Source organism: Nibricoccus aquaticus (genome assembly GCF_002310495.1).
Classification (GTDB): Bacteria; Verrucomicrobiota; Verrucomicrobiia; order Opitutales; family Opitutaceae; genus Nibricoccus; species Nibricoccus aquaticus.
Genome location: NZ_CP023344.1, coordinates 2534833 through 2552708, shown reverse-complemented (window position 1 = coordinate 2552708; position 17876 = coordinate 2534833). Strand labels below are relative to the sequence as shown.

General features: G+C 61.8%; 12 protein-coding genes. 10 read left to right on the top strand and 2 right to left on the bottom strand.

The genetic code is table 11. The features are described from left to right. The first annotated feature begins 22 nt into the window (after window positions 1-22). The 3 genes from CMV30_RS10320 (at window position 23) to CMV30_RS10310 (ending at window position 3683) form a co-directional block, all read left to right on the top strand. On the top strand, window positions 23-1273 hold the full coding sequence (locus CMV30_RS10320; RefSeq protein ID WP_217494374.1) for a hypothetical protein: 1251 nt from the start codon (window positions 23-25) through the stop codon (window positions 1271-1273). 5 nt (window positions 1274-1278) lie between these two features. Beyond that, window positions 1279-2469 carry a hypothetical protein gene (locus tag CMV30_RS19410; RefSeq protein WP_138223229.1) on the top strand — a complete coding sequence of 397 codons (1191 nt, stop codon included), beginning with the start codon at window positions 1279-1281 and terminating at the stop codon, window positions 2467-2469. Window positions 2470-2678: 209 nt separating this feature from the next. Then, window positions 2679-3683 carry a 3-keto-alpha-glucoside-1,2-lyase-like domain-containing protein gene (locus CMV30_RS10310; RefSeq protein WP_096055947.1) on the top strand — a complete coding sequence of 335 codons (1005 nt, stop codon included), beginning with the start codon at window positions 2679-2681 and terminating at the stop codon, window positions 3681-3683. A 60-nt stretch (window positions 3684-3743) separates the two neighbouring features. On the opposite strand, the gene CMV30_RS10305 is transcribed toward CMV30_RS10310, so the two are convergent. Continuing rightward, window positions 3744-4340 (bottom strand): hypothetical protein, encoded by a 597-nt coding sequence (locus CMV30_RS10305; RefSeq protein WP_138223228.1) that lies wholly within the window; start codon window positions 4338-4340, stop codon window positions 3744-3746. Then, window positions 4327-4860 carry an RNA polymerase sigma factor gene (locus CMV30_RS10300; protein WP_096055945.1) on the bottom strand — a complete coding sequence of 178 codons (534 nt, stop codon included), beginning with the start codon at window positions 4858-4860 and terminating at the stop codon, window positions 4327-4329. The genes CMV30_RS10305 and CMV30_RS10300 overlap by 14 nt, the downstream gene beginning before the upstream one ends. 262 nt (window positions 4861-5122) lie before the next feature. On the opposite strand from CMV30_RS10300, the gene CMV30_RS10295 reads away from it, so the two are divergent. The 7 genes from CMV30_RS10295 (at window position 5123) to CMV30_RS20745 (ending at window position 17827) form a co-directional block, all read left to right on the top strand. After that, window positions 5123-5989 (top strand): EamA family transporter, encoded by an 867-nt coding sequence (locus CMV30_RS10295; protein WP_096055944.1) that lies wholly within the window; start codon window positions 5123-5125, stop codon window positions 5987-5989. 99 nt (window positions 5990-6088) lie between these two features. Continuing rightward, window positions 6089-7573 (top strand): glucuronyl esterase domain-containing protein, encoded by a 1485-nt coding sequence (locus CMV30_RS10290; RefSeq protein WP_096055943.1) that lies wholly within the window; start codon window positions 6089-6091, stop codon window positions 7571-7573. Between the two features lie 65 nt (window positions 7574-7638). Continuing rightward, window positions 7639-9537, top strand: coding sequence for a 3-keto-alpha-glucoside-1,2-lyase-like domain-containing protein (locus CMV30_RS10285; RefSeq protein WP_096055942.1), 1899 nt, complete (start codon window positions 7639-7641; stop codon window positions 9535-9537). A gap of 115 nt (window positions 9538-9652) precedes the next feature. Further along, window positions 9653-10699 carry a DUF6807 domain-containing protein gene (locus CMV30_RS10280; protein ID WP_096055941.1) on the top strand — a complete coding sequence of 349 codons (1047 nt, stop codon included), beginning with the start codon at window positions 9653-9655 and terminating at the stop codon, window positions 10697-10699. Between the two features lie 53 nt (window positions 10700-10752). After that, window positions 10753-11181 (top strand): hypothetical protein, encoded by a 429-nt coding sequence (locus CMV30_RS10275; RefSeq protein ID WP_138223227.1) that lies wholly within the window; start codon window positions 10753-10755, stop codon window positions 11179-11181. 119 nt (window positions 11182-11300) lie between these two features. After that, a complete protein-coding gene (locus CMV30_RS10270) occupies window positions 11301-12797 on the top strand; it encodes an SLC5 family protein (protein WP_096055939.1) in 1497 nt (498 codons plus the stop codon). A 194-nt stretch (window positions 12798-12991) separates the two neighbouring features. Then, window positions 12992-17827, top strand: coding sequence for a Calx-beta domain-containing protein (locus tag CMV30_RS20745; protein WP_096055938.1), 4836 nt, complete (start codon window positions 12992-12994; stop codon window positions 17825-17827). The last annotated feature ends 49 nt before the right edge of the window (window positions 17828-17876 follow it).

The following is a 17876-nucleotide window of genomic DNA, read 5'->3' as shown; positions in this document are numbered from 1 at the left end:
ATCGCCGAACGCTGGCGCCAGCATGACGCCGCTGCAAACCTCGCAGATAAGCTCGCCACCGCTTACGAACCTGACGCATCTCCGTCTGACTGCTCAAACCCCAATGAAAGCCCTTGCCCTAACTCACGACTCAAGAATCAACGCGTCCAACTTCCTCCTTGAAGTAACCATCGAGGAGTATCTCGGCTTAGCGGGAAAGGCATTGGAGCGTAATGAATACCAGAGACGACGCGTGAAGTCGGCCTCTTCCGTTTACGCCCTATTAAAGGAAGACCTCCTAAAGGGCTGTATCATGCCTCCAATTGTTCTCGGCCTTCCCTTGGTGAAAAAGGCCAGTGCGATCACTCTTAAAAACATTTGCGAGGTTATCCAAAAAACCGCCGACAATCTTTTAATATTAGATGGCCTCCAGCGCACGTACACCCTGATCGATCTGCGCAACGAATTAGTATCAACGAAGGACGAGAATGCTTTAAAAAGACTCCATTCGCTCCCCTTAAGAATCGAAGTATACGCAGGGATAAATCGCATCGGTATTCTATACCGAATGTTAACGTTAAACACCGGCCAAACGCCCATGAGTTTACGTCAACAAATCGAGATGCTGTACATTGATTTCGCTAAAATACCAATTGACGGCGTAAAGGTCATAAAAGAAGCCGATGACGACGCGCCTCAGAAACTTGGCGAATACACATTTCGCAGTGTTATCGAGGGATTCAACGCCTACTTAGAAAGAAACGAGCTTCCGCTAGATCGTTTCGATATTCTGGAGAACATTAAGAGTCTCGAGAAACTTTCTACGGAAAATCAGGACGCGACATTGTTCGAGGATTTCGTCAAAACTTACGATAAGTTCGTTAAGCACTTTGCAATGCTCACAGGAGAACAAGCATTCGACAGCGACGATCTAGAAATTTCAGGGCAAGTCTTCGGAAAGGACGCCCGCCGCGTTTTTACCAAATCACAAGCGATTACAGGGTTTGGATCTGCTGTAGGAAAACTGCGAGACCGAAAAGTCATCTCGCATTTCGATGATATCGTTAAAGGGATATCTAAACTTAAACCCAATAAGGATGCGAAAGGGGCTCTAAAAAATCTGCTCAAGACCATGGAGCAGATACGATTGTCGTCCAAAAAAATCGGTAATTCGCAACGCCTCTATTTTCATTTTTTCTTCCGCGAACTATTTAATCCAGATGGTGATTCCTACCTGGATCTGAATGAAGCAGTGAGTAATGCCTATCAAAAATATCTCGTTCAGATGAGCTAAAGCTTATGCCGATAAGCGTGCAGATTGATGGGAGATTCGGAGCATTGGTAACCCTTAATGCATTCCGAGAGGATGATGCAGCGGGTCGATTCTGGGTTTATTCCGCAGAAGATGAATCAGTAGGCATTTCCATACCATTCCCTTATGAGCGAAAGCCAACCTACGACTGCTCACAGGCTGATATTCTGATTTTGCTAAATCCCTTCCATGTCGAAGCCAGCGCTATGGAAGTCACGCTGCAACCAAAGACAAAACGTCTAGGATTTATTTTCTCCCTAAACTCAATTGGCTCAAAAAATCATAAGCTGTCGGAATCTGAGCACTTCAAGAAGGCATCACATGCAGCTGTGTATAAAATTATTGAACAATTTATCGTCCGAAATACAGAAACAATATCCATCGGTTCTCGTGCTAATGAGTGCACAATCGATGAACTTTTCGATGGCGAACTGGTAGTGCTGGCAGCTCACAAGCCCTGGATCAGCGACGCAGGAATTGAACTTAATCAACTCCATGCTGATTTGCATCGCCACGGATATGTCCTCGCGGAAAGTCCATCCGAGAATAGCCCGAAAAGACTCAACACCGTAAGATCAAATTTCGACTCAGCGACCAAGGCGGATCGACTAGGGCTTAGAGCTCTATCCATCACACTCGCGACAGATGGCCTCCTCGCAAAACTCATCGGTAGACGGCTGAGCTGCCCAGATGACACAATTCTCCGCTTCTTTTACCTCTATCAAATAGTCGAGCGGATCCTTGAACTGGAGCTCCGAAATCACACCCAAAAGCTACTCGTTGAACTTTCAGCCGTAGATCCGAACGGCATGAAAATCATTAACACATTTCACGCTTTGAAGGACGCATTCTCAGAAAAAACGCGACTTAAAGAACTCTTCGAAGTGCGTTCAAAAAACTCCCTTCAATCGTCGCCAACCCTAACACACATGACAGAATTTTTGCGCGGTTGTGATGTAGAAGAAAGCGGCAGCTATTGCGAAATATTCTATAAAATAAGGAATGTCGTTTTCCATGCCTGGTGGAGCATTCCCACCAAACTAATAAGCGTATTTGAAGAAATCGTGTCAGGAGTTGAAAACGATATTCCTGAACTACTTCTAAATTATGAACTGCCTTTAGGAGTCATTACGGCCCCTAAAGGCGCTACAGGCAAAGAAATCGATTATACGATTTAGGCGGTTGCAGTATTTCTGCGATCCTTAGTTGGCCAGAAAACCTGGTTTCAACCCGCCACTAAGTCGTGTTTGGCGCCCACTATCTGACCCACCGATCCAGCCCGCCTCGCTCTGATCGGATTTCCCGCCACCGTCTGGACCATCGAGCCATCGCCCCGGCTCACCGCCTTCACCCCGCCGCCACCCCGACGGCAAACCCAACCCCGGTTATGCGCTCTTTCTTCGCAACCATCAGCCTTCTCATCTGCGCCAGCGTCGCTGCGCACGCGCAGCGCATCGATCTCTGGAATGGCCGTGATCTCACCGGCTGGAAAATCTTCCTTACCGACGCCACCGTCGATCCCGCGACCGTGTGGTCCATGCACGACGGCGCGCTGCGCTTGGACGCCAAGAAAATCAACGGCTATATCCGCACCGAAAAATCCTTCGCCAACTACCGGCTCCACGTCGAATGGCGTTGGGACGCCGCCGCCACCGAGCGCAGCAACAGCGGCGTGATGCTCCACGTCAACGGCCCCGATCTCGCCTGGCCCGCCGCGTTCGAGGCGCAGTTGAAAACCGGCAACGCCGGCCAGGTCGTCGGCATGGGCCTCGACATCCCCGACGCGCCGCTCACCAACAACCGCAAGCGCGCCGAGCGTCTCGCGCCGCCTTCCGAAAAACCGCACGGCGAGTGGAACAGCTACGACATCGTCGTGCGCGACGCGACGATCGAGGTCTCCGTCAACGGCGTGCGGCAAAACTTCGTGCAAAAACTCCCCGTCACCTCCGGCAACATCGCGCTGCAGATGGAGGGCGCGCCCATCGAGTTCCGCAACGTCTGGCTCGAACCTCTCATGTCCGAGAAAAAATCCCCGCTCACCTCCCAACTCTACGATTGGGAAAAAATGCCCGTCACGCCCACGCCCAAAGGCGCGCGCCGCGATGTCTTCGACGGCCCCACCAGCAGCCTCGACGTCTCGCATTGCCACATCACCACGCTCAATCCCGGCCAGGACAGCGGCGAACCGCGTCTGCACACGCAGGAGGAAATCATCATCGTGAAAGAAGGCCGCGTCGAAGCCCACATCGACGGCCGCACCGAGACCGGCGGCCCCGGCTCCATTTTCCATTTCGTCGCCAACGCCACCACGCGCCTCCGCAACGCCGGCGACACCCCCACGATCTACATCGTCGTTTATTTCCGCCCGCTCACCACGGCTCCGAAAAGTTAACCGCCCCAAAACATGAACGCCGTCTCCCGCCGGAAGGCGCGAGGCTTTTTTATCGGCACCTCACTCCAACTCCGCCACCAGCGCCGCGAGTTTCCGTTCTTGCGGGCGCAGTTTCCGCGCATCCCAGAAGATTCCGCCCAACGACGCGGCGATCACGATTGCCATAAACGCCGCCAGCGAAGCCGCTTCGTGCGGGCGCGCCTTGCCCACGGCCTGCAGCTGCCAGATGCACAGCGCCATCACCGGCGCGGTGAGCGCCAGCAGGCCTTGCAGGATCTTCGCGCGTTGCTGCGCCGCGTGGTTCGCGTCGAGCGCCGCGCGCAACGTTTGCCCCACCGAGCGCTCATAATTCGCATGTGAGCGCCGGTGACGCAGCTGGCGCCGGATAAACAGCACCGCACCGATCCACGGCAGCGCAAACAACACCAGCACCGCCCACTCGCGATTGAACGCAAACGGCCCGCCTTCGATCACATGCTTCACCATGCCGATCAGCGGCACCAGCATCAGCGTCATCGCGAGACCGATGCGCAGATAAAACGCACGGTGTTCCTTCCGCAGCGACGCGACGAGCGCTTCGCGCTGCCGCTCAGTTTCCTCGGGCGTGGGCCGGTTGTCCGGCGATTTCCACAGATTCTTCATTTCATCGTAGCTCATGGGTCTTCTCCTTCAGGGTTGAAATCAGTCGTTGTTTGATCCGCGTCAGCCGCGCGCCGATCGCGGTCTCGGTCATGCCGATCACCTCGGCCATCCCGGCGTAGCTCACCTCGTCCAGATGCATCAACAGCAGCGAACGCTCGATCGGCGCCAGCGTGCGGATCTCCGCGTACATCAGCGCCAGCGCTTCACGATCGCGTGTCGAACGCTGCGCTTCATTCACTGCACTCGCTTCCGGCAACACCGGCATCTCCGCCTCAAAATTATCCGCGCGCCGCCGATAATTCGACTGCCCGCGTTTCCATGTGAGCGCCATGTTGTACGCCACGCGATAGATGAACGTCGAAGGCTGCGCCGCTCCTCGAAACGCCGGCAGCGCCCGCCACAACGCGACCATCAACTCCTGCATCAAATCATGCCGGTCCGCGCCCTCCGCGAAGCCATTGGCCACATGATGCAGCAGCGCGGCATGCTCCGCCAGCCAGCGGGAAAAGAGCGTATGTTGTTCAGCAGCGTCCAAGGGAAGTCAGGTTCGAGATCAGAGAGTGATCGGTGCGTAATTAAATCTTCGCCCTATCAGATGCTGCCCAACCCGATTCCTTGCACGCGATCTACAAAAAAATTCCCGTGCAACACCGACGCAGCCGCACTCCCCTGAAATTTCTCCGATTCCGATCTCCGACCTCTGTGCCCTCCGTGCCTCTGTGGTTCAAACCTCCGACCACAAACACACCAGCCCGCGCTCGCGTTAAATCCACCACCCGCTCCACAGTCACCGTGGAATGTCCGCGCTCGCCCTCGTCATCGTTCTCATCGCCGCCTTCATGCACGCGACGTGGAACCTCGCCGCCAAGCGCGCGGGCGGCGGCATCCCCTTCGTCTGGTTGTGCGGCACGATGGCACTGGTTCTCTACCTGCCGGTAACCGTGGCTTACTGCGCCACGCATCCGGTGGCCCTGTCTTCCACCGCACTCGGCGTCATCCTCGGCGGAGGCATCGCAAAAATCGCCTACTCGCTCCTGCTCCAGCGCGGTTACCGCACCGGCGATTTTTCCCTCATCTATCCGCTCGCCCGCGGCACCGGGCCGCTGCTTTCCACAATCGCCGCCATCGCGATTTTCCATGAACGCCCTACGCCGCTCGCCCTCGTCGGCGGCGCCGTGATTGTCGCGAGCGTTTTCTACCTCACTGGCGGTCCGCAACTCCTCCACCAAAGCCGCGCGCACCTGCGCCAGGCTATTTTCTACGGCGTCGCCTGCGGCCTTGTCATCGCGATCTACACCGTATGGGACCAACGCGCCGTCGCCCACCTCCACATCCCGCCGATCCTCTACGACGCCGGCACGCAAATCGTCGTGACCGCTTCGCTCACCCCATTCGCACTGCGCCGCCGCTCCGAAATCGCCTTCGAATGGCGCACGCACCGCTGGCACGCACTCACTATCGCCGTGCTCGGCTCGACCGGCTACGTGCTCATCCTCACCGCCATGAAATTCACGCCGGTCAGCTACATCGCGCCCGCCCGCGAAATCAGCATCGTGATCGGCGCCTTCTTCGGCGCGAAAATCCTTAAGGAGGGCGACACCCGCCGCCGTCTGTTCGCCGCCAGCGGCATGGCCCTCGGCATCATCGCCCTCGCCCTCGGCTGACGCTCCGCCCTTTCCGATCTCCGCGCCCTCCGCGACTCCGCGTTAAACTCACCCGCAGCTTTCCCCTCCCCTGATCGTCTAGCCAACAACCCCAATCCCATGCGCCGTTCTCACCGCATCCCCGCCCGCTGCCTTCCGACAATCCTGTCCATCCTCTTAATCCTGTCCTCACTTCGGTCTCCGTCGCTCCACGCGCAACCCACCGCGCCCGATCCCACGATGATCGCCGGTGAACCCGATCCCCGCGAAATCCCCGTTCCTTCGATCAAAACAAATCTCGCTCCCCTCCCCGGCCCCGACGCGCTTCCCCTCCAGACCGCCCTGCCCGACCCACTCCTCAAAACCGACGGCACCCGCATCACGTCCAGCGACGCCTGGCAAAAACACCGCACCGAAATCCGCCGCACACTGGAATACTACGCCGTCGGTGCGATCCCTCCCGCCCCCGGCAACGTCAAAGGCCGTGTCATTTCATCGCGTCCCGTTCTCGACGGTTTCGCGAGCTACCGACTCGTCCACCTCACCTTCGGTCCCGGTGAAAAACTCTCCCTCAACATCGGCATCTTCACGCCCTCCGCTCCCGCAGACACCTCCTTCCCCGTCGTCATTTTCCCCGGCGGCACACCTCCGGGCGCATCGCCATTGCCCGCACTTTCCCGCCCACCCGGCCAGGGCAAAGGAGTAAACGCACTCCTCCCCGTCGAGCCCTCAAAACCTGCGCTCGCACCAACGTCAGCAACCAATACGTCCGTCAACACCGCAGCCGCGTCCTCCTTTTCCGGCGGCAACCCCGTCGCACCCAAGTCCTCCGAAAACGCCGACCTCGAAGCCTTCGCCAAACGCATCCGCCCGATCCTCGCCCGCGGCTACGCCTACATCACCTTCAACAATAACGACTGCGCCGAAGACACCACGCTCCGTCTCCCCGACGGCAGCTGGGCCTTCCGCACCACACGCTTTTATCCCGCCTATCCCGAGTATGATTGGGGCATCCTCGGCGGCTGGGCCTGGGGCGTGTCACGGATTGTTGACTACGTCGAAACCGACTCCGCGCTCAACGCCTCCAAAGTCATCGTCTCCGGAATCTCGCGCACCGGCAAATCCGCCATGGTCGCCGCCGCCTTCGACGACCGCATCGCACTCGGCGCTCCCGTTGTCACCGGCGGCGGCGGAGTCGGCGCCTACCGTTTCAGCGGCGAAGGCCGCGGCGGCAAAGAAGGCCTCGACCTCATGATGAAAAAATACCCGAACTGGTTTTCCCCGCACCTCCACCCGTTCCGCGGTCAAACAGACAAACTCCCCTTCGACCAACACTGGTTCCTCGCCCTGATCGCCCCGCGCCCCTTCATCGCCCTCGAAGGCACGACCGATGGCGTCTCTGTCATGAACGCCGTCAAACAATCCACCCTCGCCGCACAGCCCGTCTACGCGCTCTTCAACGCCACCGACAAACTCGGCATCAACTACGCCGAACACGGTCACACCATCACCGCCGACGACTGGACCGCCATGCTCGACTTCGCCGACAAACACCTCCTCGGCAAACCCGTCACCCGCCGCTTCGATCAATTTCCGTCCGAGTAAACCGTAGCCACGAGTACCAGCGAGTGGTCCGTCCCCCCGCCCATCTTCCCTCAACCCTATCCACCATGAGTCCCATCGGCTCCATCCTCCGACTCCGCCCGCTCCACCTTCCGACAATCCTGTCCATCCTCTTAATCCTGTCCGTCCTTCCGGGATTCATCTGCTCCGCGCACTCAGCAACCACCACCACGGCAGCCGCCACGTTCAGCGTCCGCGATTTCGGCGCCCTCGGCGACGGCACCACCAAAGACACCGCCGCTTTCCAGCGCGCGCTCGACACCTGCGCCGTCTCCGGCGGCGGCGAAGTCCTCGTCCCCTCCGGCCGCTATCTCATCGGCAGCATCCAGCTCGGCACACGCACCACGCTCCGCTTTGCAGCCGCCGACTCCGTCCTCATCGGCAGCCCCGACGTCGAAGACTACCCGATGGTCGACGTCCGCTGGGAAGGCCGCTGGCAACCGGGCCGCCGCGCACTCATCTCCGCCAACAACGCCGATCACATCGCCATCGTCGGCCCTGGCCGCATCGAGGGAAATCCCGCCGTCGCCAAACCACAAAACCCGCGCGGCGTCGTCATCCTCGAACCCATCAACTGCCACGACGTCCGCTGGGAAGGCTTCACGGTCACCCAAGGCGGTAACTGGGCCACGCACCCGACCTTCTGCACCGACGTCGTCATCAAAAACCTCACCATCCGCGGCGACCGCGACGGCATCGACATCGACTCCTGCAAAAACGTCCTGATCGAGGGCTGCGACATCGATACGGGCGACGACGCCATCAGCCTCAAATCCGGCCGCGGCCTCAACGGCGCGCGCATCGCCAAGCCCGCCGAAGACATCGTCATCCGCAACTGCAAGCTCCGCTGCCGCCACTTCGCCTCAATTGGGATCGGCAGCGAAACTTCCGCCGGCGTCCGCAACGTCCGCATCGAGAACTGTTCCTTCGACTCCAAGACCCACGCGATTTACATCAAGACGCGTATCGGCCGCGCGGGCACAACCGAGAACATCACCGCCGAAAACCTCGAAATCCTCAACGGCGGTTTCCTGCGCATCAACCTCACCGTCGGCGGCAACACCAACACCGCCGACGATCCCGTCCCCGGCCTGCTTGGTTTTCCCTCCGCGAAAAACCTGAGCTTCACCAACGTCCGTCTCCACAACGCCACCACCATCATTGATGGCACGCAGGTCACTCCGGAAAAGCCCGTCGAAAACCTCTCTCTCGCCAATATCACCGGCACCGCCGCCAAAGGCATGTCGCTCGTCCACATGACCGGCGTCACGCTCAAGGACATCGCCGTCACCGTCGCCAACGGCCCGGTCCTCACCACGCGCAACGTCACCGGCACCGGCCTCGAAAACGCCGTCCCGCTCATCACACGCACGTCGCTCTTCAACGGCCGCGACCTCACCGGCTGGAAACTTTTCCTGGCTCCCCCCGCCGACGGCGCCACCGCCACCGACCCGAAATCCACCTGGAGCGTCACCGACAACACCCTCCGCTTCGACACCAAGACCTTCGGCTACATCAAAACCGACCGCGCCTACGGACACTACCGCCTTCACATCGAATGGCGCTGGCCCGCCGGTTCCTCCGAAAATGCCAACAGCGGCCTGCTCCTCCACACCCACGGCCCCGACAAAATCTGGCCGCTCTGCTACGAAGCCCAGCTCAAGACTGGCAACGCCGGCCAGTTCATCGGCCTCGGTCTCGACATCCCCGACGCCCCACTCACCAACAACCGCAAACGCCTCCCGCGCCTCGCCGACTCCTCCGAGAAACCGCACGGCGAATGGAACAGCTACGACATCACCTGCCGCGGCGACACCATCGAAGTCTTCGTCAACGGCATCCGCCAGAACACCGCCACCAAACTCCCCGCCGTCGCCGGCGCCATCGCCCTCCAGATGGAAGGCCACCCCATCGAATTCCAAAACCTCTGGCTCGAAGAACTCTGACCCCGAATCGTTCTCGGTCTCTTACTCGTACTCGTTCTCCACTTCCTGCGTCCCCGCGCTCGGCCGCCCGACCCAACTACCAAACACAAACTAACAACTACCTCCGCCGCCACCGATGCGCCAAATCCTCCTCCGCCCTCCGGCAATCCTGTTCATCCTCTTAATCCTGTCCAAAATTTCCGTCCTCCACTCCGCCGATCCAGCCACCGCCTCCAACCCCACACACTCCGCCCCCCCCGCCGTCACCCTCACCCGCCTCGAAGACCGCATCCGTATCGAAATCGCGGGCACGCACTTCACCGACTACATCTTCAAAGGCGCCTCCCGCCCCTACTGCTACCCCATCCTCCTCGCCGACGGCACCTCCCTCGTCCGCGACTTCCCCGAAAAACCTGCGCCCCACGAAGAGCCCGACCACAAACACCAGCGCGCCCTCATGTTCGCCCACGGCGACGTGAACAAAATCGACTTCTGGAACGAAGGTACCTCCGGCACCAAATTCCCCAAAGGCCTCACCGTCCACGACGGCATCGTCTCCACCACCGACGGCCCAATCGGCGAACTCCGCGTCCGCAACCGCTGGACCGCCCCCACCGGCGAACTCATCGCCACCGACGAAACCACCCTCCGCTTCCACGGCACCGAAGACGCCCGCTTTCTCGACTACGAAGTCACCATCCACGCCCTTGCCGACAAACCCCTCGTCATCGGCGACAACAAAGAAGGTGTCATGGCCCTCCGCGTCGCCCAGTGGATGGTCATGCCCCACCGCCAGGGCGGCAAAGAATGGCCCGGCTCCGGCCACATCCTCAACTCCGCCAACGACCGCGACGCCGCCACTTGGGGCAAACGCGCCGCCTGGTGCGCCTACTACGCCGAGCACAACGGCAAACCCTACGGCGTCGCCCTCTTCGACTACCCGCAAAACCTCCGCCACCCCACCTGGTGGATGGCCCGCGACTACGGCCTCCTCGCCGCCAACCCCTTCGGCCAGTCCGCCTTCGAAACGACCAAAGAAAAGCCTCTCCCGTCCGACCTCGGCAACTACACCCTCCCCGCCGGCGAAACACTCACCCTCCGCTACCGTTTCTATTTCTACTCCGGCACCCCCGACTCCGCCGAAGTCAGCCGACACTTTTCCGAGTACGCCTTCAGCCCTTAAGCTATCGTAAACAACTTCACTCAACTCACACGGCCTACACACATCTGAAATCTATGAGTCCCTACAGCAATCGAGGCCAGTGCATGATCCTTGTGATGCAAGCATTGGCTGAGCTACGCGGCTCTAACACCAAGCAAGAGGTCATCGGGCATATCATTCAAACTGGTTATTACGAAGTCACTCGCCACGATCTCCCTCCCTACGATGGCCAGAATGAATCTCGCTATCATACACTGCTAGCGTGGGCACGAAAGGACTGCGTCGAACTGGAATATCTCTTGGGCCACGAGCGCGACGCTTGGGCGCTCAGTCGCAATGGCGACCGCGCTATTCTGAAAGCTCGTGAGCTTTTCGGTAAGAATGAATGGGATGTACGTCGCTGCTACCTCTGGACCCCTAAGTTCAAGCTTCTCATGCTTCCTTCGTATCTTCCGTCACCAAAAGATGCGAAGAGGCCAGAAGATATTCTCGACGCGTTGTAGCAGAGATCGAATCCGGAGACCGGTACGTAAGTGCTCCGCCTTCGAACTTCGTACTGTTTGGTCGCAGCCCCCTTGCTCCTGACGGAGCTTCCACACGGTGTCCTGGAGAACCCCGCCCCATGCCCCCCGAAGCCCTCATCCAGCTTTCCGTTTTCCTCGCCCTCACCGCGCTCGTCGCCCTCGCCACCTGGCTTCACTGCCGCAAGGCCACCCGCTCCACCGAAAGCACCCGCGACTACTTCCTCGCCGGCGGCGGACTCAACTGGGTCTTCATCGGCGGCACCATCACGCTGACCAACATCAGCACCGACACCTTCATCGGCATGAGCGGCTCGCAGACGCTCAACATAGTCTGGTGGGAAATCTCCGGCGCCATCGGCCTCGTCCTCCTCGCGAAAATTTTCCTTCCGATCTACTACCGCTACAAGTGCACCACGGTCACCGAACTCCTCGAGCGCCGGTATAACAACAAACACATCCGCGCCACCGTCGCCCTCGTTTTTCTCATCGGCAACATCTTCATATTCCTCCCCGCCATGCTCTACACGAGCGGCCTCGTGATGAAGTCCATGTTCGGCCTCGGCGACACCCTGCTCGGCCTCAACACCGTCTTCACCGTCGGCATCGCCGTCGCGATCGTCGGTGCGATCTACGCCATCTTCGGCGGACTCCGCGCCGTCGCCATCTCCGACACCTACTGCGGCATCCTCGTCCTCGGCCTCGGCGGCGCCCTCGTCTTCTTCGCGCTCAACGCCATCGGCTGGGACTTCTCCGGCATTCCCGCCGAACGCCTCCGTCTCTTCGGCGAATCCACCGACCCCATTCCCTGGCCGACGCTCCTCACCGGCATGGTCTTCTGCCAGCTCTACTACTGGAGCACCAACCAGACGATTACCCAGCGCGCCCTCGCCGCCCCCGATCTCCGCGAAGCCCGCAAAGGCATCTACCTCGCCCTCTTCCTCCGCGCACCCTTCATCCCCGCGATGGTCGTCATCCCCGGCCTCGTCGCCTATAAACTCTACGGCCCCATCGGCGACGCCAGCTACGGCCGTCTCGTCGGCGACATCCTTCCCCACTGGCTCTCCGGCGCTTTTGCCGCCGCGATGTTCGCCGCCGTCATCTCCAGCTATAACTCCGTCCTCAACTCCTCCGCCGCCCTCTACGTCTGCGATCTCCATCAACGCTACATCCGCGCCGACGGCGACATCCGCCGCCTCAGCATGACCGTCTCCGCGCTCATCGCCATCGTATCGGTTTTCCTGATTCCGCTATACATGGGTGCGGGCAGCATCATGGCCGTGATCCAGCAATCCCTCGGCATCTTCAGCATGCCGGTCCTCTCCGCCTTCATCGTCGGCCTCCTCTTCCGCAACGTCGATGCCCGCGCCGTCATCGCGACCATCGCCTTCGGTGCCGCGCTCTACGCCGCCCTCACTTTCGGATGGGAAAAACTCCACGCCCTCCACCCCGCCTCCGTCCCGCGCCCGTGGCACTTCCTCCACATCATGGGCGTCACCGTCCCCGCCTGCGTCGCCTTCGCCCTCGCGCTCAACCGCCTCCTTTTCCGCCGTCGCGCCCTCTTCGGCTGGGATCAAGAAACTCCCGCCGCGTCCTGACGCCTCCACGCCTGCGCCCTGCCAAAACGCGGCCGCGTCTGATGGAAACACCCCAGCCCTGACACTTTCTTAACAGGACTTCCGACTTCCCTCGGTAAATCCCCTGTAAGTCACCTCGCTCCGGCCCTCGGCGCGTTGCCCGCCTCTCCCGAAGCGGGCATCAAAATCATTCATCGGCGAACCGTGCCCAGCCCATGAATACCCCAAAAAAACGCGTCCTCGCGGCCCTGCTTTCCTCCCTCGTTCTCGTCGCCGCGCTGGTCCTCTGGAACCGCCCGCCCACCCACCGCGCTCCCGCTTCAACCCCAGCGTCCGCTCTCACAGCCTCCGATTCCTCGACCACCTCCACTCCTCTCGCTTCCGACTCCTCAACCCTCATCACCTCCTCGTCCCCCGCACCCTCCCTCGCTGACACCACCGGCCTCCCCGCCGAATTCGCCCGCTTCAACGACTGGCTCTCCCGTTACCTCACCGCCTCTCCCGCCGACCGCACCGCGCTTCTCGTCGAGGGCCGCGCCCACGCCGCCACCCGCCGCGCCGTCCTCGCCCGACTCATCACGACCGATCCACGCCGTGCCCTCGCGCTCGCCGTGCCCATGGTCGCACGTCAGCAACTCCCCGCCGACATTCTCGCGCTCCTCGAAGAGCGCGTCAGCACCCGCGGCTCCCTCGGCGTCCTCGGTGCCGTCGGCATCGCGCCCGACTTCCCCGCCCTCCGCCGCATCGTCCAGATCGAAAACGGCCCGCGCTACAACGCCTACGTCTTCGGTCGCCGCTCTTCCCAAGTCACCACACCGTCCATACACGTCTCCGGCATCGCCATTGACCGCGCCCTCGCCCTCGACGAGCGTCCGCTCCGCATCCTCGAAGCCGGCGAAATCCCCGACGCCTCCAAACCCCGCGTCGAGACCTGCCTCGTCTCCGGAAAAATCGCCGACGCTCTCGCCGCCTCCAACAACACCCAGCTCCCCGCTATCACCGAGGAAACTCCCGCCGTCGAGATCGCCGGCACCATCCAATACGTCTGCAGCGGCGGCCACATCCAGATCATCGAGGACCGCCTCGTCGCCGGCGAAGGCATGAGCGGCGGCGCGGTGAAACCCACCACCGCTATCACCAGCACGCAGAGCACCGGCGTCCGCTCGCTCCTCTACATGCGCGTCACCTTTCCCGATTCCAACCGCGACCCGCAGACCGAGACCGCCGCCTACGACATGATGCGCCAGGTCAACGATTGGTTCATCGAAAACAGCTACGGCAATCTCTACCTCGTCACCACCGTCGCTCCGCTCATTGTTCTCCCGCGCAGCGAGGCCTGGTACACCAGCGGCGGCGGCGATGAGTACGATCTCCGCTCCGACGCCCAGGAAGTCGCCCGCCGCCTCGGCTACGATACCAACCAGTACGACCTCGACATCGTCACCTACACCGGCGGCCCCGGCGGCTTCGGTGGCCTCGGCTACGTCGGCGGCAAAGGCTCGTGGATCAAGAGCATCTCCGTCGGCGTCATCTGCCACGAGCTCGGCCACAACTTCGGCGTCTGGCACGCCAACTTCTGGAACACCAGCGGCGCCTCCATTATCGGCACCGGTTCAAATACCGAATACGGCAACCCGTTCGACACCATGGGCAGCGCCTCCGCCGGCGACCTCCAGTTCAACGCCAACCACAAAAACATCCTCAACTGGCTCCCCACCGCCCCCTTCGTCCAGACCGTGACGACCAGCGGCACCTACCGCATCGCCGCCTACGACCAATCCAGCCTCAACCCCGCCAATCGCTACGCCCTGAAAATCGTCAAGGACAGCGACCGCGACTACTGGGCCGAATTCCGCCAGCGCTCCCTCAGCTCCAACCGCTGGACCAAGGACGGCATTCTCCTCAACTGGAGCGCCTGGTACAGCAGCGAGAACGGTGCCCAGCTTCTCGATACGACTCCCGGCAGTCCCGACGACCGCACCGACGCCGCCCTCACCGTCGGCCGCACCTTCTCCGACTTCGAAGCCGGCATCCACCTCACGCCCCTCGGCAAAGTCGGCACCGCCCCAGAGTCCATGGACGTTGTCGTCAACCTCGGCACCTTCCCCGGCAACCAGGAGCCCACCCTCGCGCTCTCCACCAGCGCCATCACCGCCGCGCCCAACACCTCCATTACGCTCACCGCCACCGCCTCCGACTCCGATGGCGACGCCCTCAGCTACGCCTGGGACTTCGGCGACAAAACCTTCCACCCCGCCAACGCCGCCATCGTCACCAAAAGCTGGAGCACCGCCGGCGATTACGTCGTCCGCTGCGTCGTCTCCGACATGAAGGGCAAAACCGCCAGCCGCTCCACTATCGTCCGCGTCGGCTCGCCCACCACCCTCCGCGTCTCCGGCCAGATCACGCTCGCCGGCCAGCCTCTCGCCAACGTCCGCGTCCACAACGGCCTCACCGGCGCTAACTATCGCGGCTCGTACACCAACACCGACGGCACCTACACGATCTCCGGCCTCGCCGCCGGCAGCTACACCTTCGCCGCCGCGCTCAACGGCTACACCTTCGCCGCCTCCGGCTTCGCCAATCCGCTCACCGTCTCCGCCGACTTCTCCTCCGCCCACTTCGCCGCCACCGCCACACCCACCGTCTCTCTCGCCGTAACTGACACCGATTGCACCGAAGGCACCAACACCGGCCGCTTCACCCTCACGCGCACCGGCGCTACCACCAGCGCCCTCACCGTCCGCTTCTTCTACCCCACCGGCACCGCCCCCAAAGGCAGCGACTACACGCTCTCGCCCGACCTCGTCTCCGCCTCCCCCGGCTACACCGCCACCATCCCCGCCGGCGCTTCCTCGCTCGATCTCGTCGTCACCGCGACCGACGACGCCACCGCCGAAGGCCCCGAAATAGCCACCCTCGAACTGGCTCCAGGCTCCGGATACACCATCTCCGGCCCCGCCATCGCCACCCTGATCATCCAGGACAACGACACCACCAAGCCCGTCGTCAGCATCCGCACGACCGACGCCTTCGCCACCGAAGCCGCAGACTCCGCCTCCGTCCTCATCTCTCGCACCGGCGACACGTCCAGCGCCCTCACCGTCGCCTTCACTCTCGCAGGCGCCGCCTCGCCCGCCATCGACTACACCGCTGTCGGCACCTCCCTCACCATTCCCGCCGGCGCATCCTCCGCCACGCTCACCTTCTCTCCCATCAACGACTCCTCCGTCGAAGGCACCGAAACTGTCACCGTCGCCCTCGCCGCCAACGCCGCCTACATCATCGCCCCCGGCTCCACCACGCAGACCCTCAGCCTCCTCGACGACGACATCCCCACAATCACTGTCACCGCGCTAGACTCTGCCGCCTCCGAAGTCGGTCCCGACAACGGCATCTTCCTCCTCTCGCGCACCGGCGACACCAGCCTCCCGCTCACCATCAACTACGCGCTCTCCGGCTCCGCCGCCCAAGGCGTTGACTACCTCCCCGTCCCCGGTGTCCTCACACTGGCCGCTGGCGCCAGCAGCGGCACCGTCACCATCGAGCCCGTTGACGACTCCCTCGGCGAACCGTCGCAAACCGTCGTCCTACAGATCCGCAGCAGCACCGCCTACGTCAGCGGCAGCCCTTCGCTCGCAACTGTTACCATCGCCGACAACAACGACGCCCCCGTCGTCACCGTCGGCATCGCCGACGGCGCCGTCTCCGAACCTTCCGACACCGGCCGCTTCCGTATCACCACCACGGGCACAGGCACGGGTAACATCACCGTCCGCTACACCATCACCGGCACCGCCACCAACGGCACCGACTTCACCGCCCTCCCCGGCACACTCTCCATCGGTCGCAACACCACGTCCGATATCACCGTCACCCCCATCGACGACGCCCTCCTCGAAAACATCGAAACCATCACCCTCTCCCTCACACCCGACCCCGCCTACTCCACCCACCTCGACACCCAGGCCACGATGAGCCTCGTCGATAACGACCAGGCCTGCGTAAACGTCACCGCCGACAACATCGCCTTCTCCGAAACCAGCACCGGCCGCTTCTACATCTCCCGCACCGGAGCCACCACCGCCGCGCTCACCGTCGCCTACACGCTGTCCGGCTCCGCCACCAACGGCACCGACTACAACGCCCTCTCCGGCTCCGTCACCATCGCCGCCGGTTCCGTCGGTGCTTCCATCGACCTCGTCCCCATCAACGACACCCTCGCCGAGGGCTCCGAGACCGCCTTGATCACACTTTCTCCCGGCGCCTACGGCCTCGGCCTCGCCTCCGCCACGCTCATCCTCACCGACAACGAAGTACCCGCCGTCCAAGTACGCTTCGCCGCCTCCACCTCGACCGTCGCCGAAACTGCCGGCGCGCTCGCCCTCTCCGTCACCCTCTCCGCGCCCGCCCCCTCCGGCGGCGTCACCGTCGATTACCTCCTCGGCGGCGGTACGGCACTCGGCCAGATCGACTACCTGTTCACTCCCGGCGTCCTCACCTTCGCCTCCGGCGAAACAGCCAAAACCATCCCGCTCGCCATCCTCGACGACACCGCCATCGAGCCTTCTCAAACCGTCATCCTGAAACTCGCCAACCCCACCGGCGCATCTCTCGGCACCAGCACGATGACCGTCACCATCACCGACAACGACCCCGCCGTCGCATCCGTCTCCCCCATCGAACAATGGCGCTCGCTCAAGTTCGGCGGCAGTGCCTCCAACTCATCCATCGCCGGTGACCTCGCCGATCCCGACGCCGACGGCCTCGTCAACATCCTCGAATACGCCACCGGTGCCGATCCGCTTCTCCCGTCCACGCCACCGCAAGCCGGCTTCGCCGCCGGCCAGCTCACGCTCACCTACGACCGTTCGCTCACCGCCACCGACATCCTCTACACGATCGAAGAAGTTTCCCTCCTCACCGGCACATGGACGCAAGTCACCCCCTCCGACGAAACCCTCTCTGACAACGGCGTCATCCGGAAAATAAAATCCAAAGTCACCGCCTCCGGCCCGTCGAAATTCCTCCGCCTCCGCGTCACCCGCTGAAAAAATTTCACACAGGAGTGCGGCCCTCCGAGTCGCGTGGAGTAACCGC

Coding starts and splice junctions, on each gene's coding strand:
- CMV30_RS10320 (WP_217494374.1), top strand. CDS start 23: ATGACGCCGCTGCAAACCTCGCAGATAAGCTCGCCACCGCTTACGAAC.
- CMV30_RS19410 (WP_138223229.1), top strand. CDS start 1,279: ATGCCGATAAGCGTGCAGATTGATGGGAGATTCGGAGCATTGGTAACC.
- CMV30_RS10310 (WP_096055947.1), top strand. CDS start 2,679: ATGCGCTCTTTCTTCGCAACCATCAGCCTTCTCATCTGCGCCAGCGTC.
- CMV30_RS10305 (WP_138223228.1), bottom strand. CDS start 4,340: ATGAGCTACGATGAAATGAAGAATCTGTGGAAATCGCCGGACAACCGG.
- CMV30_RS10295 (WP_096055944.1), top strand. CDS start 5,123: ATGTCCGCGCTCGCCCTCGTCATCGTTCTCATCGCCGCCTTCATGCAC.
- CMV30_RS10290 (WP_096055943.1), top strand. CDS start 6,089: ATGCGCCGTTCTCACCGCATCCCCGCCCGCTGCCTTCCGACAATCCTG.
- CMV30_RS10285 (WP_096055942.1), top strand. CDS start 7,639: ATGAGTCCCATCGGCTCCATCCTCCGACTCCGCCCGCTCCACCTTCCG.
- CMV30_RS10280 (WP_096055941.1), top strand. CDS start 9,653: ATGCGCCAAATCCTCCTCCGCCCTCCGGCAATCCTGTTCATCCTCTTA.
- CMV30_RS10275 (WP_138223227.1), top strand. CDS start 10,753: ATGAGTCCCTACAGCAATCGAGGCCAGTGCATGATCCTTGTGATGCAA.
- CMV30_RS10270 (WP_096055939.1), top strand. CDS start 11,301: ATGCCCCCCGAAGCCCTCATCCAGCTTTCCGTTTTCCTCGCCCTCACC.
- CMV30_RS20745 (WP_096055938.1), top strand. CDS start 12,992: ATGAATACCCCAAAAAAACGCGTCCTCGCGGCCCTGCTTTCCTCCCTC.